Source organism: Mycolicibacter algericus DSM 45454 (assembly GCF_002086455.1).
GTDB lineage: Bacteria > Actinomycetota > Actinomycetes > Mycobacteriales > Mycobacteriaceae > Mycobacterium > Mycobacterium algericum.
In genome coordinates, this window is the sequence record NZ_MVHC01000009.1 from 15,693 (window position 1) to 35,468 (window position 19,776).

The 19,776-nt window shown below is 67.5% G+C and carries 18 protein-coding genes and 1 pseudogene; 11 read left to right on the forward strand and 8 right to left on the reverse strand.

Going from position 1 to position 19,776, the window contains the following annotated elements; genetic code table 11:
- Positions 1-5: 5 nt before the first annotated feature.
- From BST10_RS10965 to BST10_RS10990, 6 genes are read right to left on the reverse strand one after another with little or no spacing between them, the layout of a single operon-like run.
- The gene (locus BST10_RS10965; protein WP_083037801.1) at positions 6-1,538 is read right to left on the reverse strand and encodes a class I adenylate-forming enzyme family protein; all 1,533 of its coding nucleotides are present in this window, start codon (positions 1,536-1,538) and stop codon (positions 6-8) included.
- The gene (locus BST10_RS10970; RefSeq protein ID WP_083037802.1) at positions 1,531-3,033 is read right to left on the reverse strand and encodes a class I adenylate-forming enzyme family protein; all 1,503 of its coding nucleotides are present in this window, start codon (positions 3,031-3,033) and stop codon (positions 1,531-1,533) included. Before BST10_RS10970 ends, BST10_RS10965 begins: the two co-directional genes overlap by 8 nt.
- Complete coding sequence (locus BST10_RS10975) at positions 3,023-4,489, reverse strand: AMP-binding protein (RefSeq protein ID WP_083037803.1); 1,467 nt, start codon at positions 4,487-4,489, stop codon at positions 3,023-3,025. Before BST10_RS10975 ends, BST10_RS10970 begins: the two co-directional genes overlap by 11 nt.
- A complete protein-coding gene (locus tag BST10_RS10980) occupies positions 4,489-5,280 on the reverse strand; it encodes an enoyl-CoA hydratase/isomerase family protein (protein ID WP_083037804.1) in 792 nt (263 codons plus the stop codon). Before BST10_RS10980 ends, BST10_RS10975 begins: the two co-directional genes overlap by 1 nt.
- A complete protein-coding gene (locus BST10_RS10985; protein WP_013830325.1) occupies positions 5,277-6,083 on the reverse strand; it encodes an enoyl-CoA hydratase/isomerase family protein in 807 nt (268 codons plus the stop codon). The genes BST10_RS10980 and BST10_RS10985 overlap by 4 nt, the downstream gene beginning before the upstream one ends.
- A 16-nt stretch (positions 6,084-6,099) precedes the next feature.
- Positions 6,100-6,936 carry an enoyl-CoA hydratase/isomerase family protein gene (locus BST10_RS10990; protein ID WP_165757192.1) on the reverse strand — a complete coding sequence of 279 codons (837 nt, stop codon included), beginning with the start codon at positions 6,934-6,936 and terminating at the stop codon, positions 6,100-6,102.
- A gap of 92 nt (positions 6,937-7,028) precedes the next feature.
- On the opposite strand from BST10_RS10990, the gene BST10_RS10995 reads away from it, so the two are divergent.
- The 3 genes from BST10_RS10995 to BST10_RS11005 all read left to right on the forward strand — a co-directional run bounded on the left by BST10_RS10995 (position 7,029) and on the right by BST10_RS11005 (position 9,837).
- Positions 7,029-7,715, forward strand: coding sequence for a hotdog family protein (locus BST10_RS10995; RefSeq protein ID WP_083037806.1), 687 nt, complete (start codon positions 7,029-7,031; stop codon positions 7,713-7,715).
- A complete protein-coding gene (locus tag BST10_RS11000) occupies positions 7,712-8,587 on the forward strand; it encodes an enoyl-CoA hydratase/isomerase family protein (protein ID WP_013830322.1) in 876 nt (291 codons plus the stop codon). The genes BST10_RS10995 and BST10_RS11000 overlap by 4 nt, the downstream gene beginning before the upstream one ends.
- A 74-nt stretch (positions 8,588-8,661) precedes the next feature.
- Positions 8,662-9,837 (forward strand): thiolase family protein, encoded by a 1,176-nt coding sequence (locus tag BST10_RS11005; RefSeq protein WP_083037807.1) that lies wholly within the window; start codon positions 8,662-8,664, stop codon positions 9,835-9,837.
- A 6-nt stretch (positions 9,838-9,843) separates the two neighbouring features.
- Here the strand turns inward: BST10_RS11005 and BST10_RS11010 are convergent, their stop codons facing one another.
- Positions 9,844-10,596, reverse strand: coding sequence for a TetR/AcrR family transcriptional regulator (locus BST10_RS11010; protein WP_013830320.1), 753 nt, complete (start codon positions 10,594-10,596; stop codon positions 9,844-9,846).
- A gap of 167 nt (positions 10,597-10,763) precedes the next feature.
- On the opposite strand from BST10_RS11010, the gene BST10_RS11015 reads away from it, so the two are divergent.
- The 8 genes and pseudogenes from BST10_RS11015 to BST10_RS11050 all read left to right on the forward strand — a co-directional run bounded on the left by BST10_RS11015 (position 10,764) and on the right by BST10_RS11050 (position 19,299).
- Positions 10,764-11,525 (forward strand): crotonase/enoyl-CoA hydratase family protein, encoded by a 762-nt coding sequence (locus BST10_RS11015; protein WP_041318687.1) that lies wholly within the window; start codon positions 10,764-10,766, stop codon positions 11,523-11,525.
- A 15-nt stretch (positions 11,526-11,540) separates the two neighbouring features.
- A pseudogene (locus BST10_RS11020) lies at positions 11,541-12,338 on the forward strand (SDR family NAD(P)-dependent oxidoreductase).
- Between the two features lie 139 nt (positions 12,339-12,477).
- A complete protein-coding gene (locus BST10_RS11025; protein ID WP_083037808.1) occupies positions 12,478-13,317 on the forward strand; it encodes an enoyl-CoA hydratase in 840 nt (279 codons plus the stop codon).
- A gap of 4 nt (positions 13,318-13,321) precedes the next feature.
- Entirely contained in the window at positions 13,322-14,572 is a 1,251-nt protein-coding gene (locus BST10_RS11030; protein WP_083037809.1) for an amidohydrolase family protein, read from the forward strand.
- A 2-nt stretch (positions 14,573-14,574) separates the two neighbouring features.
- The gene (locus BST10_RS11035; protein WP_083037810.1) at positions 14,575-16,191 is read left to right on the forward strand and encodes an acyl-CoA synthetase; all 1,617 of its coding nucleotides are present in this window, start codon (positions 14,575-14,577) and stop codon (positions 16,189-16,191) included.
- Between the two features lie 10 nt (positions 16,192-16,201).
- Positions 16,202-17,041, forward strand: coding sequence for an amidohydrolase family protein (locus BST10_RS11040; protein ID WP_083037811.1), 840 nt, complete (start codon positions 16,202-16,204; stop codon positions 17,039-17,041).
- Position 17,042: 1 nt separating this feature from the next.
- Complete coding sequence (locus BST10_RS11045; RefSeq protein WP_083037812.1) at positions 17,043-18,113, forward strand: acyl-CoA dehydrogenase family protein; 1,071 nt, start codon at positions 17,043-17,045, stop codon at positions 18,111-18,113.
- A 13-nt stretch (positions 18,114-18,126) separates the two neighbouring features.
- The gene (locus BST10_RS11050) at positions 18,127-19,299 is read left to right on the forward strand and encodes an acyl-CoA dehydrogenase family protein (RefSeq protein WP_083037813.1); all 1,173 of its coding nucleotides are present in this window, start codon (positions 18,127-18,129) and stop codon (positions 19,297-19,299) included.
- Here BST10_RS11050 and BST10_RS11055 read toward each other — a convergent pair.
- Positions 19,292-19,687 (reverse strand): carboxymuconolactone decarboxylase family protein, encoded by a 396-nt coding sequence (locus BST10_RS11055; RefSeq protein WP_165757193.1) that lies wholly within the window; start codon positions 19,685-19,687, stop codon positions 19,292-19,294. The genes BST10_RS11050 and BST10_RS11055 overlap by 8 nt on opposite strands.
- Between the last annotated feature and the right edge of the window lie 89 nt (positions 19,688-19,776).

The window sequence follows — 19,776 nt, forward strand, 5'->3', positions numbered from 1 at the left end:
CTGGCTCAAAGCCGATTTGCTTCGATGGTCTCGGTCAGTTGTTCGCGGAGTCGCCGCTTGTCGACCTTGCCGGTCGGTCCGCGCGGAACGGCGTCGGGACTGGAAAACAGCAGCCACACCGTCGGCACCTTGAAGGGGCTCAACCGCTCGCGGGCATCCTCGCGCAGTCGCTCGACCGTCAGGGCAGCACCGGCCACCGCCGCACCGACCCGATCCCGGCCGTCATCGAACACATTCGTGACGAAGGCGGCCTCGACGCCGTCGATGGCGCGCAGCGCCTTCTCGACCTCGCTGGGATACACGGTGGCGCCGCTGACCTTGAACATGTCGTCGGATCGGCCGTGGTAGAACAGGAACCCGTCGTCGTCGAGGCGCCCCAGGTCACCGGTGGGGTAGAAGCCGTCGGCGGTGAAGGTCTGCTCGCGGCTGCGGCGGCAGATGCCGCGCAGCATGTGCGGCCCGCGCAGCTGGATCATGCCCACCGTCTCGGCCGGTACCGGGACGCCGGTGTCGGGGTCGACGATCCGAACCTCCATGCCCTCGAACGGTTTACCGCAGCTGCCCCAGGCGGACCGGGGCATGTCGGTGTCGGCGGGATAGCCGCAGTACGGTCCGAACGATTCGGTCATCCCGAACAGATTGGCGCGTGCGCCTGGCTGGGCGCGCAGCTGCGGCGGCAGCAGTGCTTCCAGGCTGCCGGGTTGCAGCGCCGACAGGTCGGCGTCGCCGCGATGGCGTGCCAGCGTCTCGGCTTGGTCGGGCCAGCCGCGAAACAACGTGACCCGTTCGGATTCCAGCAGTTTCAGGGTCGTCTCCGGTGTCGGGATCTGCTCGGTGACCAACGTCGCACCCGCCAGCAGCGCCGACAACACGCCGCCGCCGAAGCCACCGACCCAGAAGAACGGCATCGGCAGGTACAGCCGGGTGCCGGCGTGGATGCAGCGGGCGGCCAGACCGGCCCGAACGGCACCCAGTGCGTTGCCGTGCGAGTGCAGCACCCCTTTCGGCGGGCCGCTGCTGCCGGAGGTGAACATGATCACCAGCGGGTCGGAGGGCGTGACGGCCGCGGCGAGTGCGTCGACGATCCGGGCGGGTGCGGCACCCGCGGTGACGGAAGCCAACTGTTCGCCATCCCAAATCTGTTGCAGAGCAGGGAGAGTCGAAGTATTCACTTCCAATCCGTCGAGGTAACGTCGGCCACGGAATTCGTCGACGCTCACCAAAAATTGCACCGCCGCGACGCGAAGCTGGGCGACCAGCTCCGGCGGGGTCAACAGTGTGCTCAGCGGCACCAGCACCGCGCCGATGCGGGTCAGGGCTATCGCCGTGCGCACCCACTCGACGCCGTTGGGCATGATCAGCCCCACTCGGGTGCCCTTCCCGACACCGGCCTGGACGAAGACCGCTGCCAGCTCACGAGACGATGTTTCGAGTTCGGCGTAGCTGAGCCGGGTGCTCGGATCGATCACGGCGGGCTTGTCGGGCTGCGAGCCGGCACGGGAGCAGACCAGGGCGTTGACGGTGGCGGAGTCAGACATCGAAGACCTCGGCCAGCCGGTGCCGGTCGACTTTGCCACTGGTCAGCAGTGGGAGCTCGGCGGCCGGGACCGTGGCAAAGCGGCGCGGGATCTTGTAGGCCGACAGTTCCGGCTTGAGAAGCTCCGGCAGCGATCCCAGATCCAGGTCCTGCTGCACGACGACCGCCGCCACCAGCTGTCCGCGATCGGGATCGGGAATGCCGATCACGTGGGCGACGGCCCCGCCGGTCACCTTGGCGATGGCGCGTTCCACCTCGATCGGTGACACGGTGACGCCGGCGGTCTTGATGACCGCGTCACGTCGGCCCTGGTAGTAGTAGAAGCCGTCGGCGTCGGTGCGCACCAGGTCCCCGGTGGCGAACCAGCCGTCGGCGTCGAAACATTCCTCGCGGCTGCGCTTGTGATAGCGCTGCATCAGGTGGCGTCCGCGCACCATCAGCTCACCGTCGCGGACTCGGCACTCGAACCCGGGCGCGGGCCGGCCGAAACTGCCGCGCCGATGCTCGGGCTGATCGCTGTCGTCTTCGCTGAGCAACACCGGGCCGCCGGTCTCGGTCATACCCAACATCTGGTGTCGCAACTGGGGATCCGCGGGTCGCGCGTCGGGGGCCATGAGCGGATACAGGTTGCCCCGGCGCAGCGTGGACAGGTCACGGCGGGGCAGGCTCGGGTGGCGCGCCAGGGCCGTTATCCCGCTGACGAAACCATTGGTCATCGTGGGCTTTTCGGCCTCGATCAGGTCCAGCGTGGCGCCCGGGTCGGTGGCGTTGGAGCACAGTAGTGTCGATCCTGCCAGCAGGCTGGCCGGCAGCGCGAACGCGAATCCCCCGATCCAGAAGAACGGCGAGTTGCAGAACAGGATGTCGGCGGCGGTCAGTCGCCGGATGTCGTTCAGATTGCGCTGGTGTCCCAATAGGCCGGCGTGGGTATGGATCACGCCTTTGGGCATCCCGGAGGACCCCGAGGTGTAGATGATGCACAGCGGATCGCTGCCGTCGACATCGGTCTCCAGGGCTTCGAGGATGTCCGGAGCCTCGCCACCGGCATCGGCATCGAAGACCACCCGGCGCAGCTGCGGGGCATGGACGCTGAATACGGACTCACCAAAGTCGAGGTCGACCTCCAGCGCCTCGGTGAGCCGCTGCCGGTAGTCATGAGACCGGTAGGACTCGCCGGCCAGCAGGATCTGCACATCGCTGTGGGCCAGTTGGCGGCGCAGCTCCGGGGCGGTGGCGAAGGTGGGGAAGGGGACCACCACCGCTCCGATACGAGCGGCGGCCAGCATGCTCACCAGGAAAGGCACGCCGTTGGGGTGCAGCAGTCCGACGTGACTGCCGCGGCCGGCCCCGAGCTCGAGCAGCCGGCCCGCCAGCTGGGCGGATCGCCGCTCCGCCTCGGTGTAACTGATGCGTTCGGTGTCGCAGATCAGCAGCGGATGAGCCCCGCGCGAACGAGCTTGTGCGCGCAGGATTTCCGGCAGTACATCAGTGGACATGCCGTCCCTGTGCGCCGATCAGCTCCCGCACCGCATTGAGGTCGGCCTTGCCCGACGGGGTCCGCGGCAGGGCGTCGACGATCGTGATGTCGGTGGGGATCTCGTAGCGGGCCAGCCGGGTGCTCAGGAAATTGGCCAGTGTCTCGGCATCGGTGACGGCTCCGGAGTGCAGCTCGACCGCGGCCACCGGTGTCTGACCGAGGCGATCGTCGCTGCGTCCCACCACGGCGGCGCCCTTCACCGCCGGGTGGGCCTCCAGGGCGACCCGCACATCGTCGGGCATCACCTTGAAACCACCGCGGATGATGGCCTGATCCGCCCGGCCGAGGATCCACAAGAATCCGTCGACGTCGATGCGGGCCAGGTCGGTGGTGCGCATCCAGTCCGCGTCTGGGCCGAGTTGGCCCGGCTTGACCTCCAACAAGCCGGGCTTGTCGGGGCCGACTGGGACGCCGTCGTCACCGACCACCCGCAGTTGTGCTCCCTGAGTTGCCCGTCCGACGCTGCCGCGCTTGTCCTGCCAGAACCGCTGGTAGTCGCCCAGGGTCCAGCCGGCTACTCCGCCACCGAATTCGGTTGCCGCATAGGAGGTGAGCACCGGGATGCCGAATTTGGCGGTGAAGGCGTCGGAGTCGTCGGCCGACAGCGGAGCCGTGCCCGAGGTGACAGCACGGATACTGGATAAGTCCTCACGGGTCAGGTCCGAGTGCAGCACCATCCGCAGCGCGGTCGGGACCAGCGACACCGCGCGCGGCCGATACTTGCGCACCGCCTCGGCCCAGCCCGTCAGCTCGAAGCGGTCCAGCAGCACGAATGGCCGTGCCTCGGCGACACACTGCAGTACCCGGAACACGCCGCCGATGTGTACCAGCGGTGAATTGACGATCGCCACACCGCCGCGCAACTGGGTCGGTGCCGGTGCCCGGGCGGGATCGGGGCCGATCACGCTGTGCGCCAGCATGTCGTAGGTCAGGTCGATGCGTTTCGGGGGGCCGGTCGTCCCGCTGGTCAGCATCCACACCGCCACGCCGGGACGGCCCGCATCCGAACCGGCCTCGGTGGCCGCGGTGACCTGTGGCTCACCGGTGAGGTCGGAGACCGACACCGTCGTGGTGCGCGGTGTCGGCGCGACCAGGGCGGTGAGATCCTCGGGTTCGCCGATGAGTACCGGCAGTTCGAGCGCGGCGATGTCCGCGCGGGTGCGTTCGTCGCCGCGGGACGGGTTGATCACCACCACGCAGCCGCCACCGAGCAGCACGCCGAGCAGCGCGGCCAGCTGCGGGGGACGGTTGCGCAGCAGGATTCCGACTCTTCGGCCGGCGGTCAGTGCCGCGATGCGCCGGGCCATGACGGCGACCTGAGACCAGGAGTGCCATTGGCCGGCGTATTCGAACGCGCGCGCGTCGGGCTGCAGGTCGAGGACCGCGGCGATACGTTCGGTGAGCGGATGCGCCATCAGCGGATCCGCGGCGGGGCGGCAGGGTGGGGTGGTTGGGCGTCGAGCTCGGCTTTGCCGAGCGGGTTTCCCAGCCGGGTGTAGATCAGTCCCTGTTCCAGGGCGGCTCGGTAGGGCTTGTCCAGCGATTCCCAGATAGCCTTCACCGTGCCCTGGGTCGCCGACGGCGGCTTGGCCGCGATGGCGGCCGCGATCTCGTGTGCCCGCGCCCAGAGTTGTTCGGGTGCCACGATCTCTGACACCAGGCCGATGCGCAGCGCGGTGTCGGCGCCGACTCGTTCGTCGTTGCCCATCAACGCGATCCGCAACGTTTCGCCCAGACCGATCCGGCGCATCAGTCCGATCGGTTCCAGTGCGCAGACCAGTCCGGCCGACACGTGCGAGTCGAAGAACGTCGCGTCGGCCGAACAGATCACCACGTCGGCTTCGTTGACGAAGTAGAACGCGCCGGCGGTGCACATCCCCTGCACCGCGCAGATCACCGGTTTGAACATCTTCTGCCACTTGGGGCTGAGCGCCTCGCCGGGATCCTCGTGATTCCAGACGTTGTCGGGTTGTCCGTAGGAGGCCTTGATGTCCAGTCCGGCGCTGAAAGCCCGGTCGCCGGCGGCTCGCAGCACGACGGCGTTGACGTCCTCGTCGAGTTTGACGATGCGCCACGCCGCGGCCATCTCCTCGCACATGGTGCGGTTGAAGGCGTTGAGCCGATCCGGCCGGTTCAGCGTGATGGTGGCGACCCGGTCGTCGCGGTCGACATCGAGCAGGATGGTCTCGAAGCTGTCCGGCGTCATCGGCACTGCCATTCCGGTGCCCGCTTCTCCACGAAGGCCTTGGGGCCCTCCAGTGAATCCTCAGTGTGCAGGTTGCGCTCCCGGAAGGCCTCGGCGAGCATTTCGGCTTCGTGGAGCGGCAGGTCGAGGCCTTTGAGGATCGCCAGCCGGGTCCCGCGCACCGCCAGCGGCGCGTTGGAGTTGAGGATGCCGGCGATCTCATGCGCGCGTTCCAGCAACCGGTCGTGCTCCACCACCTCGCTGATCATGCCGAGGTCGTAGGCCCGCTGGGCGTCCATGCGTTCGTGGCGGCCCATCATCGCCATGCGCAGGGCGACCGAGCGGGGCAGCACGCGTGCCAGCCGCACCACTTCACGGCCGGCGACCAGGCCGATCGAGACGTGCGGGTCGAAGAAGGTGGCACGCTCCGAGGCGATGACGATGTCTCCGGTGGTCACCCAGTCAAGGCCCGCGCCGCAACAGATTCCGTTGATCGCGGCCAGGACCGGTTTGGCCATCGTCCGGAACGGCGGGGTCCCCTCCTGCGGGGCCTCCCACTGCTCGTAGGTCGACAGGTAGGGCCGTTCGTTGATCACCTTCCCGTCGCCGGGGATCGCCTTCACGTCGGCGCCGGTGCAGAACGCCCGCCCGGTTCCGGTCACGATCAGCAACCACACCTTCTCGTCGTTCTCGGCCTCGGCGTAGGCGGCCCGCAGTTCGGTGACCATGTGCGGGCTCAGTGCATTGAGTGCCTCGGGACGATTCAGGGTGATCGTCGCGGTATGGCCGTCCAGTTCGTAGGTGATGGTGTCGAATGTCGGCATGGCCGGTCCCTTCTTCTCAGCGTCCGGTGAATCCCGGCGGGCGCCGCTGCGAAAACGCGGCCAGTCCTTCTTTGAAATCCATGGTGCGGCAGGCCAGTTCAAGATTGAACAGCTCCTGGGTCATGGATTGGGGCAACGTTGCGTGCTGCCCGTAGTGCAGCGCCTGCTTGGTCAGGCCGATGGCGACGGTGGGTCCGTCGGCCAACCTGGCCAACAGCTCGTCCGCGGTCGCGTCGACGTCGGTTGGTGCCACCGACTGATGGATCAGCCCCCATTGTTCGGCGGCGGTTCCACTGACCTGCTCGCCGAGCAGCAGCATGCGGCGGGCCCGGGCCAGCCCGACCAGTCGCGGCAGCAACCAGGTGGCTCCAGAGTCGGGGCTGAAGCCGCGGGCCAGGAATGGCTCCCAGAAGACGGCGTCGGCGGCGGCGATGGTGAAGTCGGCGGCCAGCGCCAGATTGCAGCCCAAGCCGACCGCCCAGCCCTGCACACTGCACACCACCGGCAGCTGGATGGTGTGCACCAGTTCGATGATCCGGTGCGCGGCATGCGGGATGCGCCGGACCAGATCGCCGGTGCGGGGCCGCCGGTCGGCCGCATTGGTGGCGACCCAGTCGGCGCCTGCGCAGAAATCGTCGCCGGAACCCCGGATGTGAACGGCTCGCAGCGTGTCGTCGCTCGCCGCCTCGGTCAGGGCGCTGATCAGCGCTTCGGTCATCGCTGGACTCAGCGCGTTCCGGCGATCGGGGCGGACCAGCGTCAGTCGCAGCAGTGCGCCGTCGCGCAGCACCGTCACCGAACCATCAACCGGAGAGTCCGCGGCCCCGGACCCGGAAACGGGGGAGTCGGCCACTGTGCTGCCCACCTTTCAGCGCCATATCGTGAGAGCTACAGTATGCTATACGATTAGCGTGTTTCGCCGCGGATTCGACCGGGAAGGGCCCCATGACGGACGGCTCGGGCAGCTCAGCGGTTTCGGCCGGTAGCAGCCGTTTCGGCGAACAGCCGCTGCAGCAGACCGTGGCGGCGGCCGGCGCCCTGCGGCGGATGACCGGGTTGCTGCTGGCGCTGGAGCATCCGCACCCGGTGGTCGACGACATGCTGGCGCGATTCGCCGACTGGGAGCGACAACTGGGTGGGGTCGTCGGGGCGGACGCGACGCCCCGCCTCGAATCCGACGACCGCGGCCGGGTCTACCTCAACCACGCCTTTGACGTCGGGGCGTTCAACCCGTGCTTTCCGGAGTACCGGTTCGACCTGCTCGACACCGACACGGCGTCGGGACGAGTCACGTTCCCGCTGGTCTACGAAGGGCCTCCGGGGCTGGTGCACGGCGGGTTTCTGGGGGTGTTCTTCGATTGCGTCACCCAGCACCAGAGCTGCGCGGCGGGGTTGGCCGGCCGCACCCGGTCGCTGCTGGTCACCTACCGCCGCCCGACGCCCATCCTCACCGAGTTGGAGTTCGACATCGCGCGAACCGAGACCGGGCGTGGGATCACGTCCACCGCGCGACTGACCCTTGGCGGCGAGCTGCTGTGCACCGGCGAGGTCTCCACCGCGGCGATGCCGCCGGAGAAGGTGAGCGCCAATCGATTCGGCCGCCGGCGGCCGGGCAAGGAGACGCAGCGATGAGCGATGGCAGCGACGACCGGGTGCTCTTCGACGTCGACCCCGACGGGCGGATCGCCACTATCACGTTGAACAACCCCGGCCGGCGCAATTCCTACGATGCCGCGATGCGGGATGCGATCGCCCGCTTCCTGGACCGGGTCGCCGACGACGATGACGTCGTGGTGGTGCTGCTCCGAGGTGCCGACGGCGTGTTCAGTACCGGAGCCGACATGAACAACGCCTACGGCTGGTACGGCGAGCGGGGCGAGCAGCCGCCGGCCAAGAGCCGGCCCAGCCAGCGTCGCCGCCTCGCCGTCGACCGCCGCTCGTTCGGCTTCTACCACAACCTGATGGGCTTTCCGAAGGTCACTGTGGGCGAGATCAGCGGCTACGCGCTGGGGGGCGGTTTCGAGATGGCGCTGATGACCGATATCTCGGTGATCGCGCGCGACACCAAGATCGGCATGCCCGCCACCCGCTTCCTCGGTCCGGCGCTGGGCAGCCTGCACATGTTCTTCCATCGGCTGGGTCCGGTGCTGGCACGGCGACTGTTGTTGACCGGGGACATCATCGAGGCGGGCGCGGTCGAACACCTCGGCGTCTTCACCGAGACCTGTGACCCCTCGGCGGTTTCGGCGCGAGCACGCTATTGGGCGAGCAAGGCGGCCAAGATGCCCGCCGACGGGGTGGTGATCGCGAAGGAGGCCTTCCGGCTGGTCGAGCAGAGCCAGGCCTACCAGGGCGAAGAGGTGGCTAGCTACCTGTTCCACGCCTACGGCACCAACCTGCAGTTCGCACCGGGCGAGTTCAACTTCGTCAAGACCCGGGCGCAGCACGGCACCAAGGAGGCGTTCCGGCTGCGTGATGAGCATTTCCACGTGCCGGAACCGTGATCCGGCCCCGGGCGGCGCCTGCCGCCGCAAACCGGTAGCTTTACAGAAACAATCAACAATGTAAGGTTCGAAGAATGTCCACACCTGTCATCGTCGGCGCCGTTCGCACAGCCATCGGACGCTCATTCAAGGGAACACTGGCCAACACCTCCGCGGAGACGCTGATCACCACGGTGGTGCCCGAGGTGATCCGCCGGGCCGGTATCCCGGTCGCGGATATCGACGACATGATCTTCGCCGAGTCCCACTACGGCGGTGGCGATATGGCGCGCTTCGCGGCCGCCGCCTGCGGGATGGAGTCGGTGCCCGGCCAGGCCGTCAACCGGCACTGCGCGGGCAGCCTGACCGCCATCGGCAACGCCGCCGCACAGATCGGATCCGGGATGGAGCGGGTGCTGATCGCCGGGGGCGTGCAGACCCTGTCGATGCTGCCGGTGATGAAGATGCGCATCCCCGGCCCGGAGCTCAGCTTCGCCGAGCCGTGGATGCCGCCGACCCACCCGGAGACCGTGGATGCGCCCACCCGCGACATGTCCATCACGGTGGGCTGGAACACCGCCCAAGCCGTCGGCATCAGCCGCGAGGAGATGGACGCGTGGGCGGCCCGCTCACACCAGCGGGCGATCGCCGCGATCGACGCCGGCAAGTTCGCCGACGAGATCGTGCCGCTGAAGGTGCAACTGCCCGACGGCTCCGTAACCGAGTTCACCGTGGACGAGCACCCCCGCCGCGACACCACGGCGGAGAAGCTGGCCGGCCTGAAGGTGCTGCACCCCGAGATCGAGGGATTCTCGATCACCGCCGGTAACAGCAGCGGCACCAACGATGCCGCGGCCGCGGTGGCGCTCGTCGACGACGGCTATGCGCAAGCCCAGGGCCTGGACGTCATGGGCACGGTGAAGGCGTGGGCGTCCGCCGGTGTGGCCCCGCGCGACACCGGACTCGGCGCGGTGAAGGTGATCGGCAAGGTGCTGCAGCGGGCGGGCCTGCGGCCCGGCGATGTCGCGCTGTGGGAGATCAACGAGGCGTTCGCCTCGGTGCCGATCGCGGCGTGCCGCGAGTACGGCCTCGACGAGGAACTGGTGAACTTCTCCGGCAGTGGCTGCAGCCTCGGTCACCCGATCGCGGCCTCCGGCGCACGGATGGTGACCACCCTGGCCTACGAGCTGCGCCGGCGCGGCGGCGGTATCGGCGTGGCGGCGATGTGTGCCGGCGGCGGTCAGGGCGGCGCCGTGGTCATCGAGGTCTGACGGCCGCTAGCGGGCTTTAGCCGAAGCCGGCGCGGTGCGACGCCGCGCCGGCTTGCTGTTCTGCTCGATCAATCGCTCGGCCTGGTCAAGGATGCAGTCGAGCCCGTAGTCGAAGTTGGCGTCATCGGCCGCGCCGATCCGGTGCCCTTGCCGGGTGGTCTGCGCCAGCAACGGGGTGGCCTCGGGGTCGATGACCATCGCCTCCTCGAAGTCGGATGGGCCTTCGGCATCCGATGCCCGGTTCTTCTCGTAGAGGCGCCGCAGCACGACCGATCCGCGGATGTGCAGCGAGATCGCCGAGTAGATGTCGAAGGCGTCCTGCGGTGACAGCCCGGCTTCCACCAGCCCGGCGATCGCCCGCTCCACCTCCTGGACGCCGAGCTGCGCGGCTCTGGGGCTCAACGCTGCCCGGATCAGGATGAGGTCGCACAGAATCGGGTTGCCCAGGAACGTCGTCCGCATGGTGTGGGCGTGGTTGCGCAACGTCTGACGCCAATCCTTGGCCTGCACGTACGGGGTGGCGAACACGTACTGGCGCAGCGCCCGACTGGTCATCGCGTTGAGCAGATCGTCCTTTTTGCGGAAGTACCAGTAGATGCTGGTCACCCCGACGCCGAGATGCTTGCCGAGCAACGGCATGCTCAGGTTGTCGACCCCGATCTGTTCGGCGAGCTCGAACGCGCCGTCGATGATGTCGTCGGGATTGATGGATCCGCGTTCGCGCCGCTGCCGCTTCTCGGCGACTGGCTGCTTGGCCACTGCGGGTACCTCCAGTTCTGGTCGACAAGGCCGGATTCTTCGCCGTCAAACCTAGTCGTCAGACCTACCTGTGCCCTCGTCGTCACCGGGCATCGAGCTTCTCTTACCGTAAGAGCATATGGTAAGCATTTTGATATAAATTGTCGCAACGCGTGTAGGGGTGGCCGGTGTCAGAAGCAGTGCTCAGCGAACGTCGTGGACGAACCCTCATCATCACCATCAATCGTCCGGAGGCCCGCAATGCGGCCAACAAGGCGGTCGCCGAAGGCCTGGCCGCCGCCTGCGACGAACTCGACGGCACCCCGGAACTATCGGTGGCGGTGCTGACCGGCGCCGGCGGCAACTTCTGCGCGGGTATGGACCTCAAGGCGTTTGCAGCCGGCGAACTGGCGTATGTACCGGGCCGGGGTCTGGGCTTCACCGAACGCCCGCCCCGCAAGCCGATCATCTCCGCGGTCGAGGGTCACGCGGTGGCCGGTGGCACCGAGCTGGTGCTGGCCACCGACCTGGTGGTGGCCGCCAAGGGGGCGAAATTCGGTATCCCGGAAGTCAAAAGAGGTCTGGTGGCCGCCGGTGGCGGTCTGCTGCGGTTGCCGCACCGCATCCCTTACCAGAAGGCGCTGGAGTTGGCTTTGACCGGGGAGAGTTTTACCGCCGACGAGGGCGCCCAATGGGGTTTCGTCAACGTGCTGACCGAGCCGGGCGAGGCGCTGAACGGGGCGATCGAGTTGGCCGAGCGGATCACCGCGAACGGTCCGCTCGCGGTGGCGGTAACCAAGGAGATCATGGTGAAGGCCGCCGGCTGGTCCCAGGACGAGATGTGGGCCAAGCAGGGCGAGCTGATCGCGCCGGTGTTCGCCTCCAAGGACGCCAAAGAAGGCGCCATCGCGTTCGCCGAGAAGCGCGCCCCCAACTGGACCGGCGCCTGATCCCGGCGGGTAGTCGTGGATCTGGGCTTGCGCGACGCGCGCGCCGTCGTCGTCGGCGGCGGCCGCGGCATGGGGTTGGCCACCGCCCGCTGCTTGGCCGATGACGGCGCGCGCGTCGCTGTCGTGGCGCGCACGGCCGCCGACCTTGACCGCGCGACCGACGACCTGGCCCGGCGCGGCAGCCCGGACGCGCTCGGGTTGGTCGCCGACGCCTGCGACGAACAGCGCATTGAGCAGGTCTTCGCCGAGCTCGGTGAGCGTTGGGGCGGCGAACTCAACATCCTGATCAACACCGCCGGACCCGATGTGCAGGGCAGCTTCGCCGAGCTCACCGACGAGCAGTGACGCCGGGCCATCGACCAGGGCGCGATGGGGATGGTTCACGCCGTGCGGGCGGCATTGCCGTTGCTGCGCAACGCGCAATGGGCCCGGATCGTGAACTTCTCGGCACAATCCACACAGCGCCAAAGCACCGTGCTGGCCGCCTACACCGCGGCTAAGGCAATGGTCAACAGTGTCTCGAAGAACCTGTCGCTGCTGCTGGCCCCCGATGAGATCCTGGTCAACGTGGTCTCCCCGGGCAGTGTCGCCTCCGAGGCGCTGACCGGCTGGGCCCGCTCGATCGGGGTGGACGGTGATGACCCCTACCGGCTGATGGGCGCCATCACCGAGCATTTCGGTCATCCGGCGCACCTGCCACGGGCCGGCCTGCCGGACGAAGTGGGCGCGGTGGCGGCCTTTCTGGCCTCGCGCCGCAACTCGTACATGACCGGGGCCAACGTCAACGTCGACGGCGGCTCGGATTTCCTCTGATCGGAGCGCCCGAATCCAGCCCTGACCTGCTGACATGACAGTTCGCGCCAGGATCGACGTGGGTTGCGGAATGCGCTACCGAAAGGTATACAGTAAGAATCATTCCGAAGGATTCCCAAGGTGCGGAGGTGCGGGATCGATGGCCGCTGCCGACGACGGCACGCTCGTTGACGCAGGCGCCGCGGTTCGCTACGAGGCGCGAGACGGCGTCGCGGTGCTCACCTTCAACCGGCCGCAGCGGCTCAACTCCTGGGGCGCGGACACCGCAGCGGGCCTGTACGCGGCGATCGACCGCGCCGAGGCGGACCCCGACGTGCGGGCGATCGTGCTGACCGGCACCGGCCGCGGGTTCTGTGCCGGCGCGAGCCTGGGTCCCACCACGAGCCTCGAAGAGGGTGGGGGCGACAGCTCAAAGACCGATGTCGCCCAACTGGTCGGGGACCGGCCGGCTTACTTCCTGACCGAACTGCGCAAGCCGGTCATCGCGGCGATCAACGGCGCCTGCGTCGGTATCGGGCTCACCCACGCGCTGATGTGTGATGTCCGATTCGCCGCTGCCGGAGCCAAGTTCGCCACTGCGTTCACCCGACGCGGCCTGATCGCCGAACACGGCATCACCTGGATCCTGCCTCGACTGGCCGGCTGGGGGGCGGCGATGGATCTGCTGCTGAGCGGTCGGACATTTCTCGCCGAGGAGGCCCGCGAACTCGGCCTGGTCAACCACGTCGTCGCGGGCGACCGGCTGCTGGAACGCGCCATGGACTACGCGCGAGACATCGCCGCGAACTGCTCACCGGCATCGCTGGCGGTGATCAAAGCACAGGCCTACCGCGATGCGCTCGACGACGTCGCGGCGGTGAGCGCGCGCGCCGAGACGCTGATGTACGAGTCGCTGCAGCGGCCCGACCTCATCGAGGGCATCACGAGTTTCTTCGAGAAACGCCCGCCGAACTTCCCGCCTCTCATGCAGAAAGGTTGAGTACATGACTGCCACACCTGAACGGCTCCCGTACTTGGCCGTTGACGTCGACAACCACTACTACGAGCCGCTGGACGCCTTCACTCGGCACCTGCCCAAGGAATTCCGCAGCCGCGGTGTCCAGATGGTGCAGGACGGCAATCGCACCCTGGCGGTGTTCGGCGGGGTCGTCAACCACTTCATCCCGAACCCGAGCTTCGACCCGATCATCGAACCCGGCTGCCTCGATCTGCTGTTCCGCGGCGAGATCCCCGAAGGTGTGGACCCGGCGTCGTTGATGAAGCTCGACCGGCTCTCCGAGCATCCCGAATACCAGAACCGCGACGCCCGCGTGCAGGTGCTCGACCGGCAGTGGCTGGAGACGGTGTTCATGCTGCCGACCTTCGCCTGTGGTGTGGAGGAGGGACTCAAGCACGATATCCCCGCCACCATGGCGTCGGTACACGCGTTCAACCTTTGGCTCGACGAGGACTGGGGCTTCGACCGTCCCGACGGCCGTCTGATATCCGCACCGATCATCTCGCTGGCCGACCCCGAGAAGGCCGTCGACGAAGTCGAATTCGTGATCAGCCGCGGTGCCAAGCTGGTGTGTGTGCGTCCGGCGCCGGTGCCCGGCGAGGTTCGGGCCCGGTCCCTCGGTGACCCGGTGCACGACCCGGTGTGGGCGCGCCTTGCCGAGGCGGGCGTCGCAGTCGTCTTCCACCTGTCCGACTCCGGTTACATGGCGATCCCTGCGTTGTGGGGCGGCAGCGGTGTGTTCAAGGGATTCGGCAAGCGCGACCCGCTGGACATGGTGATCATGGACGATCGCGCGATCCACGACACCATCGCCTCGATGATCGTGCACCAGGTGTTCACCCGTCACCCCAAGCTCAAGGTGGCCAGCATCGAGAACGGCTCGTACTTCGTTTACCGGCTGATCAAGCGGTTGAAGAAGTCGGCCAACAATGCGCCGTACCACTACAAGGAAGATCCGATCGAGCAGCTGCGCAACAACGTCTGGATTGCCCCCTACTACGAGGATGACGTGAAGCTGCTAGCCGACACCATCGGCGTCGACAAGATCCTGTTCGGTTCCGACTGGCCGCACGGTGAGGGCCTGGCCGACCCGACCACCTTCACCGCCGACATCCCGCAGTTCCCTGAGTTCAGCGTGGAAGATACCCGAATGGTGATGCGGGACAACGCATTGGCCCTGCTGGGTGATCCGAATCGTACTGCACCAGGCGCCGCCCACCTGGCAGCTTCGGTCTGACGGTGGGCGAATGGACGATCGGCGGCGTCGTTGACGCGATCGCGGAGGTCGTGCCCGATCGTGAGATGACGGTATGCGGCACCCGGCGTAGCACGTTTGCGCAGAGTGCCGAGCGCACCCGCCGGCTGGCCAACTTCTTGGCCGGCCGCGGGCTGGGCGTCCGGCGAGAGCGTGCGGAGCTGGCGAACTGGGAGTGCGGCCAGGACCGGGTCGCGCTGCTCATGCACAACGACCTGTACCCCGACATGGTGGTCGGCTGCCTCAAGGCGCGGACCGTTCCGGTCAACGTCAATCACTACTACACCCCGGTCGAAGCGGGCGAGCTGCTGGACTACTTGCGGCCCCGTGCGGTCATCTTCCATGCGAGCCTGGAGGCGAAATTCGCCGACACGCTGCGGGATTGCGGGGCCGACCTGCTGATCCGCATCGACGACGGCGCGGCCGACGCGCCGATCCTGGACGCGACATCGCTGGATGATGCGCTGGCGCAAGGCGATACCGATCAGCAGATCGCGCCGTCCCCGGACGACGTGCTGATGATCTGCACCGGGGGGACCACCGGCAGCCCGAAAGGTGTGCTGTGGCGCCAAAGCGACATCTACGTCTCGTCGATGGTCGGCGACGACCATGCGTCGGCCGCGGAAATCCACCAGAAAGTGCAGTACGCCGGCCCGCCGTGGTTCGCGCTGTCGCCGCTGATGCACGCCGCGGGTCTGTGGACGGCGTTCTCGGCGATTTTGAGCGGGCAGACGGTGATCCTCAACGACACCCGCACCAAGTTCGACCCCCGTGCGGTATTGGAAACCGTCGAGCGGGAGAAGGTCGGCTTGATGACCATGGTCGGCGACGCCTACGCCGCGCCACTTGTCGCCGAACTGGGCCGCTCGGATTACGACCTATCGTCGCTGCACTCGATCGGAACCGGCGGCGCGGCAACGAATCCGAAATATCAGGTGGCGCTGCTGGAATACCTTCCGCAGATCACCCTGATCAATGGGTACGGGTCATCGGAGACCGGGAACATGGGCTTCGGGCGCAGTCAGCGTGACGCGCGGCGCGACACCTTCGAGTTGCGGACCGGGGGATCGGTGGTTTCGCAGGACCGTACCCGGTTCCTGCAGCCAGGTGATCCCGAGGTCGGCTGGGTGGTGCGGACCGGCCGGATCCCGCTCGGCTACTTCGACGACGCCGACGCGACCCGACGCACCTTCTGCGAGGTCGACGGTCAACGGGTGGTGATCTCCGGAGACCGGGCCTCGATCGAGGAAGACGGAACCCTGCGTTTCCTCGGTCGCGATGCACTGGTGGTCAACACCGGCGGGGAGAAGGTATTCGTCGAGGAGGTCGAAGAAGTGCTGCGCGCCCACCCCGGGGTCGCCGACGCGCTGGTGGTGGGACGTCCCAGCGACCGGTGGGGCGAAGAACTCGTTGCGCTGGTGGCACTGCAGTCGGACGCCGATATTGACCTGCTGGCCGCAGAGTGCAGATCGGTGCTGGCCGGATTCAAGGTGCCCAAGGAGTTCATCGTCGTCGCACAGGTGCGCCGACTGGGTAACGGCAAGGCCGACTACCGCTGGGCGAAACGCCAGGTGAATCAGGAGGCGTCCACCCCGTCATGAGAGAGCCAACATGAGAGCAATCGACTGCCTGGTCAATGTGCACTTCGGCGAAAGCGAACAGCCGGCCTGGATGCGCAAGACGCGCGACGAGTACTTCAAGGGGCCGGCGTCGATGTTCGATCCGGTCGACATGTCGGCGCTGCTCGACGAGATGGACGCCAACGGTGTGGCCAAGGCCATCTTGATGGACAACCTCACCAAGCCATCGGTGACCGCGCGAAAGTTTGTGGCGGACAGGCCGGATCGTTTCGCCCTGGCGATGGGCGGGACGAACCTGTTGCGGCCGGTACCCTCGCTGCGCGAACTCAGTGCCGTGGTCAAGGATCTGCCGGTCGCCTACGCCGTGGTGGGGCCCAGCTTCTGGGGTGATGGCCAATACCCGCCCAGTGACGCTGTCTACTATCCGCTGTACGCCAAGTGCGCAGAACTGGATCTGCCGCTATGCGTCAACACCGGCATTCCCGGCCCGCCGATCCCCGGCGAAGTGCAGCATCCGATTCACCTGGATCGGGTCTGCGTGCGCTTCCCGGAACTGCGGCTGTGCATGATCCACGGCGCCGACCCCTGGTGGGACGTTGCCATCCGCATGCTGATCAAATATCGCAACCTGCGACTGATGACGTCGGCATGGTCGCCGAAGCGGTTGCCGGGGGCGCTGCTGCACTACATGCGCACCCGCGGCGCCGACAAGATCATCTTCGCCTCCGACTGGCCGGTGCTGCGGATGAACCGCGTGGTGCCCGAAGCGTGCGCGCTGGACCTGCCTGACGAGGTGATGGACAAGTACCTGTACCGCAACGCCAACGACTTCTTCTTCACCGACCCGCGCGTCCCCGAACAGGAGAGCTGATATGGACCGTTTCGAGTTGCGCAGGCTGGACTACAGCCTGACCGAGGATCACCAGGCGCTGCAGGCCGCCTACAAGCAGTTCTTCACCACCCACTGCGATATCGAAACCGTACGTGCCGCCGAGGAATCCGGCTTCGACAAGAATCTGTGGGAGCGGCTGTGCGCGATGGGCGCCACCACAATGGCGCTGCCGGAGTCGGCCGGCGGCGACGGCGCCACCCTGGTGGACCTCACCCTGGTCGCCGAGGAGATCGGCCGGGCGCTGGCACCGGTGCCCTGGATCGACCACGTCTGCGCCGCACGGCTACTGGAACGGCTCGGCGCACTGTCGAACGGCGACATCGTCACCGGGACACGCCTGGTCGCGTTCGACCCGCATCAGGACAGCGCGGTGGGCCCGCGGCTGTTGCCCACCGGTTCGATCGCCGACGAGATCATCGTCCGCGACGGTGACCAGATCGTCCGCCTGCTCTTCGATACCCGGCCGGCGACCGTCGACAACATCGGCCGGCTGCCGATGGCCTGGATCGACCCCGACACCGTCGACGCCCGGACCGTGCTGGCCGAAGGTGCCGACGCCGTCGCCGAATACCAGCGGGCGCTGGACGAATGGCGGCTGCTGACCGCCGCCGCGCTGGTCGGGATGGTGGAGCAGACCATGACGATTGCCGCGGAGTTCGCCAAGACCCGCTACACCCTCGGGGTTCCGATCGGGACCCTGCAGGCGATCTCGCACCCGCTGGCCAACATGGCCATCACCGTTGCCAGCGGTCGCAATCTGGCCTACCGCGCCGGCTGGTTCATGGACAACGAGCCCGATGAGCGGCCGGAGCTGGCCGCCTCGGCGTTCGTGTTCATGGCAGAGGAAGCCGCCAAGGCCGCCACCATGGCGGTGCACATCCAAGGTGGTCTCGGGGTCTCGGCGGAGGCCGCGGCCACGGCGTATCTGGTGCGGGCCCGCGGCTGGCCATTGGCCGGCGGCGACCCCGGTTCCAGCGCATGCCGCATCGCCGAGATCGTCGCCGCCCGTGAAACAGCCGCCCGCGAAACCGCCGACCGCGCAGCCGAATAGGACACCGAACATCATGGACTTCTCCCGACCGCAACTGACAGACGACGACCTGGCTTTCCGCGAAGAGGCACGCACCTTCCTCGCCACCCACGTCACCGAGGACGTCAAGCGCCGTGACCGCGAGACCGGTGACAATTTCAACGAAGGTGTGCACCTGGCGCTGGGCGCCGCCGGCTACCTGGAAAAGGAATGGAAGACCGAGGCCGACGGCGGCTTCTCCCGGGTGCGGCGACGCATCTGGGAGCTGGAGAAGCGCCGCGCGCACGTGCCCTGGGTGACCTGGGGGACCACCGCGATGGTGGCCCGCTCGGTGGCGTCGTTCGGTTCGCCGGAGCTGTGCGAGGAGATCCTGCCCGGCGTCTTCAGCGGCAACATCCGGCTCTGCCTGGGTTACACCGAACCCGAAGGCGGCTCCGACGTTGCCACCTGCAAAACCCGGGCTGTCCGGGATGGGTCAAGCTGGATTATCAATGGTTCCAAGATGTTCACCACCGGCGCCCACAACTGCCAGTACGTCTTCCTGATCACCAACACCGACCCGGAAGCGCGAAAGCACAAGAGCCTCACGATGTTCCTGGTGCCACTGAATTCCCCGGGAATCGAGATCCAGGGCCTGCGCACCGTCGACGGCGACCGGACCAACATCGTCTACTACAGCGATGTCCGCGTCGACGACAAATACCGGCTGGGGGAGGTCAACGGCGGCTGGACGGTGCTGCGCGAACCGCTCAACGTCGAACACGGTGCTGTGGACGCCGATCCCGACGGGCTACAGGATGTGTCGATCATGATGCACCAGGCCGGCTTCATGGCCGAGGCCGTCGACAGAGCCGGCGCGGTCGTCGGGCGGTCGGGACGCATCGACGATCGTTCGGTGGCCTACCGACTCGGTCGGGCCGCCGCCCGGGTGGAGGCGTCCCTGTCGGCCCCGTCCATCTTCGGCCGGGTCGCGCTCGCGCAGACGATGCGCGACGTGTCGCCGGATCTGATGGACCTGCTCGGCAGCGCGTCGGCGCTGCCGATCGGCACCGACGGCGCCGTCGACGACGGTGCGTCGGACTACGTCTACCGGTTCGCTCCGCTGGTCGGCATCTACGGCGGCACCCTGGAGGTGTTCCGGAACATGATCGCCCAGTACGTGCTCGGGCTGGGCAAGCCGAATTATTCGCCGCCGCTGGTCAAGTGACGGTGGTTTCGCCGTTGTCGGCCCGCTTGGCGAAGGCCCGTAGGGCCGCCTTCTTCGCCGCGTTGGCCGCGGGGAAGCCGACGTAACCGGTGGTGTGATAGACCACTTCGGCCAGTTCGTCGCGGGTCAGGCCATTCTGCTCGGCGATCCGGAAGTGCGACTCGAGTTCCTCTTCGGCGCCCAGTGCGATCAGCATGCCCAGCGTGAGCAGACTGCGGTCCCGGCGTGCCAGGCCTTCGCGCGACCACAGCCGGCCGAAGACGCCTTCGACGCCGATATCCATGAGTTCCGGCGCGAACCCGTGGTGGAAGTCGACGTCGCCATCGGGCAGCACCCCCGGCAGCATCTCCCGGAAGACTCGAAGACCTTCGGCACGCCAGTCCGTCATACGCTCATCCCTTTGGGCTAGGTGTGGATCAGTTTGATTGCAGGATACGGTGATTCAGTAGGCCTGGTCACTCGGGCGGCCTATTCGCC